This is a genomic window from Streptomyces sp. RKAG293, assembly GCF_023701745.1.
In the GTDB taxonomy this organism is placed as follows: Bacteria; Actinomycetota; Actinomycetes; order Streptomycetales; family Streptomycetaceae; genus Actinacidiphila.
Genome location: NZ_JAJOZB010000001.1, coordinates 8,568,311 through 8,580,072, shown reverse-complemented (window position 1 = coordinate 8,580,072; position 11,762 = coordinate 8,568,311). Strand labels below are relative to the sequence as shown.

The following is an 11,762-nucleotide window of genomic DNA, read 5'->3' as shown; positions in this document are numbered from 1 at the left end:
GCGTGGGAACAGCGTGGGAACGGCTTCGGCGTGCGGGCGGCGCAGCTCAGCCGGTCGCGGCGAAGACGAGCCGCCCGTCGATGTACGTCCGCAGCACCCGGGTGTCGGCGATCTCCAGGGCGGGCCGCTCGAAGGGATCCCGGTCCAGCACCACGAGGTCGGCGTACTTGCCCACCTCGACCGTCCCGGTGACGTCGTCGAGGTGGTTCACCCAGGCGCTGCCCGCGGTGTAGGCGGTCAGGGCCTGGGCGAGCGTCAGTGCCTGCTCCGGGTAGAACGGCTTGCCGGGCTCCTGCGCGACCGAAGCGTCGGAGCTGTGGACGTCTTCTGCGGTGTCATGCGCCTGCGGCGCGTTGGGGGCTTCGGCGGGCACCGTCCGGTTGACCGCGACATGGATGCCCCACAGCGGGTTGGGGCTGCTCACCGACCAGTCGCTGCCGGCGACCAGCCGGGCGCCGGCCCGCTGCAGGTCCCCGAACGGGTACTGCAGGGCCGCCCGCTCCGATCCGAGGAAGGGGATCGTCAGCTCGTCCATCTGCGGCTCGTGCGCCGCCCACAGTGCCTGGATGTTCGCGGCGGCCCCCAGCTCGGCGAAACGCCCCAGGTCGTCGGGGTGGATCAGCTGCAGATGAGCCAGATGGTGGCGGTTGTCGTTGGTCCCGTTGGCCGCTTTGGCGCCGGCCAGCGCGTCGAGCGCCTCACGGACGGCGCGGTCCCCCAGCGCGTGGAAGTGGATCTGGAAGCCCGCCTCGTCGAGCACCCGCACGGCGTCGGACAGCAGCTGAGGATCGACGAAACTGAGACCGGAGTTGTCCGTGGCGCAGCCGCAGTGGTCGAGGTAGGGCTCCAGCAGGCCCGCGGTGAAGTTCTCCGCGATGCCGTCCTGCATGATCTTCACGGTGGTCGCGTTGAACCGCCCGACCTGGCCGGTTCGCCTGCGTTCCTCGAGCTCGGGAAGCTGCTCGAGACCGCGCTCGCGGTCCCACCACAGGGCACCGACCACCCTCGCCTGAAGCGACTCTTCGCGGGCCGCCCGCACATAGACGTCGAAGTTGTCCGGGTTGCCGGGGAAGACGCCGATCATGGCGTCCTGCCAGGTGGTCACCCCGAGGGAGAACAGGTACTCCTGCGCCACCAGCAGCCCGGCGAGCGCCTCGTCCGGTGTCGCGACCGGCAGATGCGCGCCGACCAGGCCCACGGCACCCTCCTGAAGGGTGCCGGCCGGCGTGCCGTCGGGCTCCCGCTCGATCCGGCCGTCCACCGGGTCGGGGGTGTCGCGGTCGACACCGGCCAGCCGCAGCGCGAGCGAGTTGACCCAGGCCCCGTGGCCGTCCCGGTTGCTGAGCAGTACCGGCCGGTCCGGCACGACCGCGTCCAGCATCTCGCGGGTGGGAGTGCCGCCGGGGAAGATGTCCATGGACCAGCCGCCGCCGGATATCCAGGCAGCGTCCGGGTTCGCCTTCGCGTACTCGGCGACCACCGCCAGGTACCCCTCGACGGAGCGCTCCTCGGACAGGTCGCAGCGCAGCATCTGGACCCCGGCCACCGCCGGGTGCATGTGCGCGTCCTGGAAACCGGGGACGAGCAGGCCGCCCGCGAGATCGACGACCTCGGTGTCCCCGTCGGCCAGGGCGCGGACCAAGGCCTCGTCGGCGACGGCCAGGATCCGGCCGCCCCCGACCGCGACAGCGGCATCGATCGGCGCCGGCGTGGTCCCGGTGAAAACCCGGCCCCCCACGAAGACGGTGTCGGCCCGCTGCCTGGTGTTCCCCATCGACGTACCCTCCGGCTCGGCGGGCCAAGCCCGCACTGCGTGTGTGTTGAGGAGGAGTGAACGGCAGCGCAACACTGTTGTCAACGGTGTTGCGCGCATTCGTCCGGACGTCGTTAGACTGGCCGCACCATGCCGAACCCACACGCCGCCACCCCCGCCCGGACGAAGCGCGCCGGCGCGCAGTTGTCACCCGACGCGATCATCGAAGCGAGCCTGCGCATCGCGGCTCGCGGCAGTGCCGACGCCTTCACGGTCCGCCGCCTCGGCGAGGAGCTGAGCGCCGACCCGACCGCGATCTACCGGCACTTCCGCGACAAGGACGAGCTGCTGCTGTCCGTCGCCGACCGGACCCTGGGCGAGGTGCTCGACGGCATCCCCGGCGGCCTCGACTGGAAGGGACGGCTGCGCGCTCTGGCCGCCGGCTCCCTGCGGGTCGCACTCAAGTACCCGGCGGTCGCGTCCGCCATGGCCAGCCGCACCACCCGGCGCACCAACGAGTTCCGGATCGTCGAGCTCATCCTCGGAGCCGTCATGGAGGCAGGGCTCTCGGGCCAGGACGCGGCCGTCCACTACCGGATGGTCGGCGACTCACTGCTGGCCCACGTCGGCCAGCGCGCCGCCTATCTGCTGTTCGACCCGGATGTACGGGCCGGTGACGAGTCCTCGTGGAACCGCGAGTACCGGCGGGTCGACGCCACCGCGTTCCCCCACATCACCCAACTCAGCTCCCAGCTGGCCGAAGTGACGGATGACCAGATCTTCGAGGCCAGGGTCGAGTCGCTGATCGCCGCGATCGAACGGAAGGCCGAGGCCGTTCGCGGGGCATGACACCCCCACCGGCCCACCCCATGGCATTGCCGCGTTGGCGCAACACTGTTGACAACACTGATGCGCCAGCGCTTCACTCCCCCTCAACTCGGATACCCGCGGCGGGTTCCACCCCGCCGCCCGAGCCTGGCTGACCTACCGTCAGCCACCCCGACCCCGGGAAGAGGGATTCAATGCACCAGGAACCAGCCGCTCCGCGCTCATCCCCGGTCCTGATCCACCCGGCCAAGACGCCGTCCGACGTCCCGTCAGGCGCCCTGTCCGACAACGCCGGTCGCGTGGCAGACCGAGTGGTCAGCCGCCGCCGGGTCATCGGCACCGCGGGCGCACTGGCCGCCGCCCTCCCCGCCGGGCTGCTCACCCCGTCGCGGGCGGCGGCGGTCACCGCGCCCCGCGTGGTGGTCGTCGGCGCGGGCCTCGCCGGCCTCCGCTGCGCGCACCAGCTGTGGAACCGTGCCAGGCCGGTCGCCGCGACCGTGTACGAGGCGGACACCACCCACCTCGGCGGCCGCTGCTGGTCCCTGCGCGGCTTCTTCGACAACGGCCAGGTCAGCGAGCACGGCGGGGCCTTCATCAGCTCGACCGACACGGCGATCCTCAAGCTCGCCGCGAACCTGGGCCTCAAACGCGAGTACGCGAACGGCGGTGCGCTGGACACCGGTGACTACGTCGCCCGGATCAACAACAGCACCTACACCGGCGACCAGCAACAGAGCGACTGGGACGGCGACGTCTACAACGCCTTCAGCGCCTCGTACGCCGCGGCGGGAACGCCCCGCTACAACAGCTGCACCCCTGAGGCGCACCGCCTCGACCAACTCTCCTGCCTGGACTACCTCGACGAGATCGGCCTCGCCCCCGGCTCCCGGCTCGGCCAGCTGATCCAGTCCCTGCAACTGCAGTCGGGCGGCGAACCCTCCGAGGCCTCCGCGCTGGGCATGATCGGTTTCCTGGGCGGCTCCTCCGTCTTCGACGGCGGCGGCTTCGACGAGAAGTACCACCTGGTCGGTGGCAACGACCAACTCGTCAGCGGCATGGCAGGACAGCTCCCGGCCGGGAGCATCAAGCAGGGGTACGAACTCGTCGCGCTGTGCCGCAACGGCGACGGCAGCTACACCTGCACGTTCAACCACTCCGGAAGCACCGTCTCCGTTCCCGCCGACCATGTGGTGCTGGCGCTGCCCTTCAGCACGCTGCGCAAGGTCGACCTCTCCAAGGCGGGCCTGTCCGCGCTGAAGCGAACGGCGATCCAGCAGCAGGGCATGGGCCAGAACGCCAAGCTCGTCACCCAACTCGCGTCCAAGACCTGGCCCAGAGCCGGGTACAACGGCATCACCAACACCGGCCCGCTCGGCTACCAGACAGCCTGGGACGGCTCGGTCGCCCAAGGACCCAAGGGCTCCCCGGCCCTGCTCGTCAACTTCCCCGGCGGAAGCACCGCCCGCAACACGCTCACGGGCGCGGCGCACGGGCCCGCCCCCGCCGCGGACGTGAACTGGTTCCTCGGCCAGATCGAGCACCTCTACCCGGGCACCACAGCGGCCTACACCGGCAAGGCCTACGAGGACCACTGGTCCCTCGACCCCTGGCATCTCGGCGCCTATCACTACTACAAGGTCGGCCAGTACACCTCGTTCGCCGGCTACGAGGGCATCCAGGAGGGGCGGATCCACTTCGCCGGCGAGCACACCGACGTCGAAAACTCCACGCTGAACGCCGCGGTGGCCTCCGGCGAACGTGCTGCGAGCGAGATCACGACACAGATCTGAGCCCGTGGAACTCCTGAGCTGACCACACCGCATCAGGGCCCGGCAGGACCGCCCCTTCCCGCGAAGCGGTGGTCCTGCCGTCGCGCGCCGGACTCAACTGCCGTACTCGGCATGGTTGCAGATCCGGTAGGCCTCCAGATGTTCGACCAGTTCCTGCGGACGGGCCAGCGCCGGGAGGTGGCCGCCGTCCATCTCGTCCGGGGTGAAGCCCAGCCGTTCCCGGACGACGCGGCGCTGGAAGTCGGCCGGGAAGAACCGGTCCTGTCGGCAGAGCAGGAACTTCGTCGGCACCTGCGGCCAGCTCGGCAGCGGCCAGGGTTTACGGAAGGGCGCCTCGGCCTGGTCGAGCACCGGCCGCGCCATCAGTGCGGCGGCCACGTCCTCGGGAACGTCGTGCAGGAACGTGACGCCCGGATCGAACTCGGCATCCGGGTCACGTCCCTCCCGCACATCCAGCTCCCGTCTGGCCCCGGGCTGACCGGTATTGGCCCACCAGTCCCCCGGCGACTCCCCCGGCGCAGGAACCATGGCGGCCACCAGCACCATCAGCTCCACCGGAACCCGCGCACAGACCAGCGGGGCCGTGAAACCACCCATCGACTGCGCCACCAGCACCAGGCCCTTGCGGTCGCCGATGGCTTCCACGACCACCTCGGTGTACTCCGCCAGCCCGGCCGTCTCGTCCGCGCACGGCAGATCCGGCGTCACCACGTCGTGCCCCCGCGCCCGCAGCAGCGGCGCCACCCGGTGCCAGTACCAGGAGTCGGATCCCGCACCGGGAATCAGCACATAGGTCGCCATCGTCAGTCCTCACCCAGCCAGGCGACGCGCGTATCGAGCCGCCACAACGGTAGACGCTGCCACGGCCCGGAACTCATCGCACGCACCGCGGTGTCGCGTCGCCGGACACTTCACATCCGATTCAGGCTCGTGAATTGACCCATCTTTCCGGAGCGGAAATGCACCCGACAGCAGGTCTCTTGGCTAACTAGAGTGGTACTCACCAAGCCACGGAACAACCCGCGGCCACTGCCCGGAGCAGGGAGTACCACCATGAACGCCACCACACTGACGCCGGTTCTGACGCGCGCCGCCACCGCTGAGACCACCAGTGACCCGAGCAGCGTCATGACCCTCCTCGCCGACTGCGGTACCGACGGCAGCTCGCTGACGAGTTACCGCTCGCAGTTCGCGAAGGGCGCGGTGGGTGCTCCGGCCCATTTTCACACGCGGGCCTCGGAGCTCTTCTTCGTCATCGGCGGCTCCCTTCAGGTGCTCGTCGACGACGAGGTGAAGATACTGGACGAGGGCGACTTTCTCCTCGTGCCGCCGCACACCCCGCACGCCTTCGCGGCGGCCCCCGGCGCCGAAGCCGACGTGCTGTTCGTGTTCACGCCGGGTATGCCGCGCTTCGACTACCTGCGGCTGCTCGGCCGGGTGATGCGCGGTGAGGCGAGCCCGCAGGAGATCAAGGACTCCTCCGAGCAGTACGACAACCACTACGTCGACAGCCCGGTGTGGCGCGCTGCTCTCGACGCGGCGAAGTAGCCCGAAGGGTTGAGCTCAGGGTTCGTGAGAGCCCTGGGCACCAGCGGGAAATGGGCCTGCGATGTGGGCAGCGCCTCTGCTAGCGTGGATTCCATGAAGCGCGCTGCTATGACGACGACGCCGGAGAACGTCCCGGCGCGCTGACTGATGTCCTAGTCCGAAGCCCCGGGGCGAGTGCCCCGGGGCTTCGCCGTGTGGTCACTCGCCTCGATGTCCGCGAGGAGACCACGATGCAGGACCACCGCAAGCTCGGTCGTGAGCTGGAGCTGTTCGACACCGACCCGCTGATCGGCGCGGGGCTGCCGTACTGGCTGCCCGACGGTGCGACCGTGCGCCACGCGCTGGAGGAGTACATCCGCACCGCCGAGCGGCGGGCGGGCTACCGGCACGTGTACTCGCCGGTGCTCGGCAAGCGGGAGCTCTATGAGATCTCGGGGCACTGGTCGCACTACAGCGACGACATGTTTCCACCGATGGACCTCGGCGGTGAGCAGGTCGTGCTGCGGCCGAGTCTGTGTCCGCACCATGCGGTGATCTACCGCTCGCGCTCCCGCAGCTACCGTGAGCTGCCCCTGCGCATGGCCGAACTGGGAGGCATGTACCGCTCCGAGCAGTCGGGCGTGCTCGGCGGGCTCACCCGCGTGCGGGCCATCCAGCTCAACGACGCGCACATCTTCTGCACCCTGGACCAGGTCGCCGACGAGGCCCGGGCGGCGCTGGAGATGATCCGCCGGGCGTACGAGGCGCTCGGCATCAGCCCGAGCCGCTACCGGCTCTCGCTCCCAGGACCCGGCGGGAAGTACGTGGCCGCGCCGGAGATGTGGCAGCGGTCCACCGCCCTGCTGACCGAGGTCCTGGACCGCTCCGGCCTGCCCTACGAAGCCGCCGAGGGGGAGGCCGCGTTCTACGGCCCCAAGATCGACGTCCAGGTCGTCGACGGCGCCGGCCGCGAGTCCACCCTGTCCACCATCCAGATCGACTTCCACCAGCCCGAGCAGTTCGACCTGCGCTACATCGGCGCGGACGGCGCGAAACACCGGCCGGTCATGGTCCACCGGAGCATCATCGGCAGCGTCGAACGCGCCGTCGCGCACCTCATCGAGCAGCACGCCGGCGCCTTCCCCGCCTGGCTCGCACCCACCCAGCTCGTCGTTCTCCCGGTCTCCGACGCCGAGTTGCCGCAGGCCGCCGAGCTGGTCCAACGCTGCCTCGACCAGGGGCTGCGCGCGGAACTCGCCGGGCCGGAGCGCGGCAGCCTGGGTGCGCGCATCCGGCTCGCACGGCTCGTGCCCTACCAGGCGGTGATCGGTGCGAAGGAGGCCGTGGACGACCACGTCGCCCTGCGCCTGCGGGACGGTCGCCGTCTGGAAGCCCTGCCCGCGGCAGCGGTGCTGGACCGCATCTCCGCTCTCGTCAACGCTCACAGCACCGACCTGTGGGACGGCGACGCCGAGGCGTAGCGCCGCGGTTCGAACCGGCCCGCGGTGGGGCCGGGATGAGCCGGATCGGATGGTCCTGGCCAGGACCGTCCGATCCGGCGTCTCAGCCCACCGCGGTCCACGGCACAGGGAGCTGCCGCAGCTACCGGGTGTCGCCTTCCCAGTCCCAGTGATCCGGGTCGCCCGCGCGGGGGCCGTAGAGGGCACGGCCTCCCGGACCGAACCTGCCGATCTCGGTGACCAGCGCGGCACTTTCCTGCAGTTGCCGCTTCGTCCAGCCGGTGACGTCGAGGAGCAGTCCGTCCAGGGGACCGCCGACCAGTTCCCGGTACACGTGACCGGTCCGTGGCCCCGGATCCGGATCGTCATGGTCGGCGCCGTAGACCCGGCGCCAGATGAGTTCACCCATGCCCATCAGCATTGCAGCCGGCACTGACACCGCACCGGAACCGGCTGCCCGTACCCGGAGCCGGCCACCGTCATCCCGCGATGAGGCCGATACGGATGGAGTCGTCGTAAGGGACGACGAGGGTCTCGCTGCTGCCGGCGATCCACCGCGCGGGAACGAGGAACAGCCGGCCGTTCGACTCGACCAGAAGACGCAGCCCTCGGTAGCGGAAGCGGTAGGTGTCCTTCTCCGCGGCGGCGACCTCCGTCTGTTCCACTCCGGTGGGGACGTCCCGCAGCGGTTCCTTGGTGTACAGCACGACCTCCGGACGGTGCTCGAGTGACGCCGCGTCGTCCAGGGCCCGGCCCCGGCCGTACGCGGCGGCGAAGCTGTTGGCCGTCCAGAACGAGCCGGCCACGACGATGACGGCGACCCAGGCCAGGGCATACCGGCTGATGCGCCGGACAGCGGGAGACTCCAGCCAGTCGGCGAGCTCACCGCTGTGCGCGGCGGGCATAGGATCCGCGGGCGGGTCGGCGACCGCCGCACGGTGCCGGTCCCAGCGGATGGCGAAGGTGCGCAGCAGTCCTAGCCCGTAGGCGATCGCGAGGGCGCCGCACCCCAGACAGACCGGTGTCGTCGCGATCGTCTCGGTGCGCGCCACGCGCGGTATCAGGAGGCCGACAACACCCCTGGTGAACGCCAGCAGCCCGAGGAGAACGGTGAACAGTCCCACCCATCCGGTGATGGCGTCGCGGTCCGAGGACGACACCATCCAGCGGACCGCGGTGTGGGCGGCGATGACCAGCAGGCTGATGACCGCGAGGACGATGAGGGGCGGATAGACGACCTCCACGCCGTAGAGCAGCATCTCCTGCAACGACAGGTCGACCATGTCGAGGTAGACGCCGAAGTAGCGGAAGCGTGCTGTCGTCGCCACGTAGCCGAAGTAGAACAGCAGGGTGGTCAGCGCGGTGGTCGGCGCGATGACGTTGGCCACCGTCCAGAGGCGTGCCCAGATCTGACCGTCCACGAGCGGAGCGTCGGGCTCAGGGGCTGGACTCGGCTCAGGGCCTGGACTCGGTTCGGGATCGGGAGTCGGTTCGGGATCCGGGGTCACGTCCCGCCCTCGGAGGGCGTCGCGGAGTCGGACGGTGTCACGCCGGAGGGGTCACCGGTCGGGCCCTGGGTGTCGTCCGAGGACGAATCCGACGGGTCGGGATGATCGGTACCACCGCCGGAAGCCGAGGAGTCCGGAGCAAAGGTCATCGTCCGTGTGGTGGTGACGAGCGCCGTCACGGGCTGCCCGGAGGAAGGCGCGTACTGCCTGCCGAGCAGCGAGCACGGGCGGGGCGAACGCGACACGCACCGCACCGTGACCTTGACGTCGAGTGTCGCCTTCCCGGCGCCGAGCCCGTCCGGCCTGGCGAACCGGATGCTGCAACCGTGCCTCGGCGCCTGCGTTGCGGGTTCCAGCAGGGTCCCGGACGAGCAGGCGTTCACCGGGTCCTGCACGTCCGGCGCTCCGTCGCGGATGTTCCATGAGGCGGGTTCGCCGTCGTCATCGAGCGCGCGCACCTCGCACGGCCGGTCGGATATCTGTGCCTGAGCCCCCAGCACGCTGACCGACTCGAACTGCACGGGAACATCGGCGTCGTTGTTGACGAGCACGAAACACGCGTCGGCCCGGTAGCGGCCCTGGCTGTCGGACTGGTCCAGCGGATAGACGTTGTCCACGGTCGGCCCGGAGATCCTGGCGGTGCCGGACTGCCCCGACCCACCGCTCCCGCCCCCGCCCGAGGAGCCCCCGGAGCCCCCGGATCCCGCGGACCCATCGCCTCCACCGCTGGACGACCCTTGCGATGTCGGAGCGGGCGAGTCGTCGGAGACGACCTGGATGATGCCGTAGACGCCGAAGATCAGGAGCAGGGCCGCTAACGCGGCGAGCGCGACGTGGGTCCCTCGGTTCGCAGCCATGGTTTTGTCCCCCTTGACCGGATGATAGGAGCCCGTCCGGCCCGGGTGAAGAGGGCCGTCGCCACCTTGCACGGTCGAGTTCGCGTGCCCGGGGCGCCGGATCAGTCCATCCGGCGCCCAACCACCCCTGACGCACGGCGCTCACCGGACGCGCAGGGACGCACTGATCGCCTTTCCCGTGCGCTGCACGACATCCGCGAGCCGTTCCAGACGCTGTGCGGGATGCGTCAGGACGCACAACGCCGCCACCGGGACGTCGTCCGCGGCGTACAGCGGAACGGCCACGCAGCACACTCCCGGCACCACCTCCTCGCGGTCGAACGCGGCACCGCGGGCCCGGATCGCGGCCGCTTCGCGAGGCCAGGACGCGGGGAGCCGGTCGAGCGGCAGGGCCCGGTCCGCCCCGGCCACCAGCACCTTGCCCGCCGCGGTGAACCACGGCCAGACCGTGCCGCTGCGCGGCGGCGGCAGCGCCGTGTCCTCGCCAGGCGTCCAGTCCAGTACCAGCGTCCTCCCCTCGCGTAACGCGCTGATGCCCACGGTCGCGCCGGTCGCACCCCGCAGGCGGCGCACGGGCTCCCGCACCGCGGCCCGCAGCCCGGGATGCGGCTGCCACTCCTGCCCGAGCTGGAACATGCGCGGACCCATCCGGTATCCCCCGTGACACCGCTCGACGGCGTTCAGCGCGACGAGTTGCTCCAACAGCCGGTACGCGGTCGTCTTGGGCAGCCCGCACTCCGACGCGAGCCTCGTCAGTCCTGCCTCCCCGGCCCGGTCCACGGCCCCCAGCAGCCCGAAGGCGCCCTGCAGCACACCACGCCCGCCGGCCCACGGCGAGAAGTGCGCCAGGGACCCGGTCTCCGGCTCGTATGCGTCTGGCCGGTTCAACGGCTCGTTCAACTGCCTCATCGATGAGACCCCCGTCTCGATGCGATCACCACGCTGCCGGCGCTGCCCGTGGTGTCGTCGACCGACACCCACGGCCGCGCGCGCCGCCCACCCTGACCGAACGCCGGCGCGTACCCCGCACCTCCGGCTTCGCAGGGAAATACGGCTCCGGCGGTGCTCGAGTTCAGCACCGCGGAGCGTGAGTTCCGTACGCACCGCGACGTGGACAGGTCGTAGTACGCCCGGCCCACCGGGTTGACGCCCATCTCGCGGCGCAAAGACGGAACCGGGAACCGATCGCTTTCCTTGCCGGTCCTCGATGGGCGTGGAAGGCTCGCACGATGCGTACGGATCTTGTCGACTGGTCGTCGATCGCCGCCACGGATTTCCCGTTCCCCGTCACTGTGCCGGCCGCCCGGCTCGTCGACGAGCTGGCGGCCATGCTCGTGTCCCCCGACCCCGAAATCCGGGACGAGCACGCCTACACCGCCGCCGCGCGCTGGATACGCGAAGGCCATCTCGACGAGGTCCTGGAGGACCTGGGTGACACCGCCGCGGACCGTTTCACCCATCGGGAGATCCAGGCCAGGACCTTCGCACCGCTCGTGCTCCGCTGCGTTCTGACCCGCGGACAGGCTGCCCCCGGCACCCTGCCGGAGACGGCCGCTGAGCGCTGGTACGCCGGATTCGCCTCCTGGTACCCGTCGGAACGCGACACCCGCGGCTGGGACGACTCCCTCGGCTGGCTGCACGCCGTCGCCCACGGCGCCGACGCGGCCGCCGCGTTCGGACGGGCGCTGCCCGCCCGCCGCACCGGACTGCTCGAACTGTGCGCCCGCAGGATGACGGCCGAACACACCGACTACCGCTACGCACAGCTGGAGGATGCGCGTCTCGCCCACGCGCTCAGCCGCATCCTGCTCGCTCCGGAGCTGACGGCCGAGCAGGCCACCGGCTGGCTGGGCGTCGTGACGGACGCCCTCGACGGTGGTGGCCCCGGCCCTGTTCCCCCTGGGCCTTCAACACCTTCGCCACGCTGCAGTCCCTCCATCTCCATCTGACCCGCGGCCTGGCAGACGGAGGCGTTCCGCCGCACGCTCCGGTCGTCGCCGCTCGGGTCGCCGCCGTGCTACGGCTGCCGTACGGCTGGC

General features: G+C 70.7%; 11 protein-coding genes. 5 read left to right on the top strand and 6 right to left on the bottom strand.

Annotation, left to right across the window (positions count from 1 at the left end; all coding sequences use genetic code 11):
- Window positions 1–46 precede the first annotated feature (46 nt).
- Window positions 47–1,774 (bottom strand): amidohydrolase, encoded by a 1,728-nt coding sequence (locus LNW72_RS37795; RefSeq protein WP_250979545.1) that lies wholly within the window; start codon window positions 1,772–1,774, stop codon window positions 47–49.
- Window positions 1,775–1,903: 129 nt separating this feature from the next.
- Here LNW72_RS37795 and LNW72_RS37790 point away from each other — a divergent pair, with 129 nt between their 5' ends.
- Together LNW72_RS37790 and LNW72_RS37785 are read left to right on the top strand one after the other, a co-directional pair.
- On the top strand, window positions 1,904–2,602 hold the full coding sequence (locus LNW72_RS37790; RefSeq protein ID WP_250979544.1) for a TetR/AcrR family transcriptional regulator: 699 nt from the start codon (window positions 1,904–1,906) through the stop codon (window positions 2,600–2,602).
- 278 nt (window positions 2,603–2,880) lie between these two features.
- Window positions 2,881–4,371: an NAD(P)/FAD-dependent oxidoreductase gene (locus LNW72_RS37785; protein WP_250979543.1), complete on the top strand. Its 1,491-nt coding sequence runs from the start codon at window positions 2,881–2,883 to the stop codon at window positions 4,369–4,371.
- Between the two features lie 93 nt (window positions 4,372–4,464).
- Here the strand turns inward: LNW72_RS37785 and LNW72_RS37780 are convergent, their stop codons facing one another.
- Entirely contained in the window at window positions 4,465–5,172 is a 708-nt protein-coding gene (locus LNW72_RS37780; RefSeq protein ID WP_250979542.1) for an alpha/beta hydrolase, read from the bottom strand.
- A gap of 252 nt (window positions 5,173–5,424) precedes the next feature.
- On the opposite strand from LNW72_RS37780, the gene LNW72_RS37775 reads away from it, so the two are divergent.
- On the top strand, window positions 5,425–5,919 hold the full coding sequence (locus LNW72_RS37775) for a cupin domain-containing protein (RefSeq protein ID WP_250979541.1): 495 nt from the start codon (window positions 5,425–5,427) through the stop codon (window positions 5,917–5,919).
- Between the two features lie 140 nt (window positions 5,920–6,059).
- Entirely contained in the window at window positions 6,060–7,379 is a 1,320-nt protein-coding gene (gene thrS, locus LNW72_RS37770; protein WP_285371108.1) for a threonine--tRNA ligase, read from the top strand.
- A 121-nt stretch (window positions 7,380–7,500) separates the two neighbouring features.
- Here the strand turns inward: thrS and LNW72_RS37765 are convergent, their stop codons facing one another.
- From LNW72_RS37765 to LNW72_RS37750, 4 genes are all read right to left on the bottom strand, one after another.
- Entirely contained in the window at window positions 7,501–7,767 is a 267-nt protein-coding gene (locus LNW72_RS37765) for a hypothetical protein (protein WP_250979539.1), read from the bottom strand.
- 70 nt (window positions 7,768–7,837) lie between these two features.
- Window positions 7,838–8,779: a hypothetical protein gene (locus LNW72_RS37760; protein ID WP_250979538.1), complete on the bottom strand. Its 942-nt coding sequence runs from the start codon at window positions 8,777–8,779 to the stop codon at window positions 7,838–7,840.
- An 83-nt stretch (window positions 8,780–8,862) separates the two neighbouring features.
- Window positions 8,863–9,723, bottom strand: coding sequence for a hypothetical protein (locus LNW72_RS37755; protein ID WP_250979537.1), 861 nt, complete (start codon window positions 9,721–9,723; stop codon window positions 8,863–8,865).
- Window positions 9,724–9,864: 141 nt separating this feature from the next.
- A complete protein-coding gene (locus tag LNW72_RS37750; RefSeq protein ID WP_250979536.1) occupies window positions 9,865–10,632 on the bottom strand; it encodes a helix-turn-helix domain-containing protein in 768 nt (255 codons plus the stop codon).
- A gap of 320 nt (window positions 10,633–10,952) precedes the next feature.
- Here LNW72_RS37750 and LNW72_RS37745 point away from each other — a divergent pair, with 320 nt between their 5' ends.
- Window positions 10,953–11,672, top strand: coding sequence for a DUF2785 domain-containing protein (locus LNW72_RS37745; RefSeq protein ID WP_250979535.1), 720 nt, complete (start codon window positions 10,953–10,955; stop codon window positions 11,670–11,672).
- Window positions 11,673–11,762: the final 90 nt, after the last annotated feature.

What these genes read in the sequence shown, in the direction of transcription:
- LNW72_RS37795 (WP_250979545.1), bottom strand. Translation starts at nt 1,774, where the DNA reads ATGGGGAACACCAGGCAGCGGGCCGACACCGTCTTCGTGGGGGGCCGG.
- LNW72_RS37790 (WP_250979544.1), top strand. Translation starts at nt 1,904, where the DNA reads ATGCCGAACCCACACGCCGCCACCCCCGCCCGGACGAAGCGCGCCGGC.
- LNW72_RS37780 (WP_250979542.1), bottom strand. Translation starts at nt 5,172, where the DNA reads ATGGCGACCTATGTGCTGATTCCCGGTGCGGGATCCGACTCCTGGTAC.
- LNW72_RS37775 (WP_250979541.1), top strand. Translation starts at nt 5,425, where the DNA reads ATGAACGCCACCACACTGACGCCGGTTCTGACGCGCGCCGCCACCGCT.
- LNW72_RS37765 (WP_250979539.1), bottom strand. Translation starts at nt 7,767, where the DNA reads ATGGGTGAACTCATCTGGCGCCGGGTCTACGGCGCCGACCATGACGAT.
- LNW72_RS37755 (WP_250979537.1), bottom strand. Translation starts at nt 9,723, where the DNA reads ATGGCTGCGAACCGAGGGACCCACGTCGCGCTCGCCGCGTTAGCGGCC.
- LNW72_RS37750 (WP_250979536.1), bottom strand. Translation starts at nt 10,632, where the DNA reads ATGAGGCAGTTGAACGAGCCGTTGAACCGGCCAGACGCATACGAGCCG.
- LNW72_RS37745 (WP_250979535.1), top strand. Translation starts at nt 10,953, where the DNA reads ATGCGTACGGATCTTGTCGACTGGTCGTCGATCGCCGCCACGGATTTC.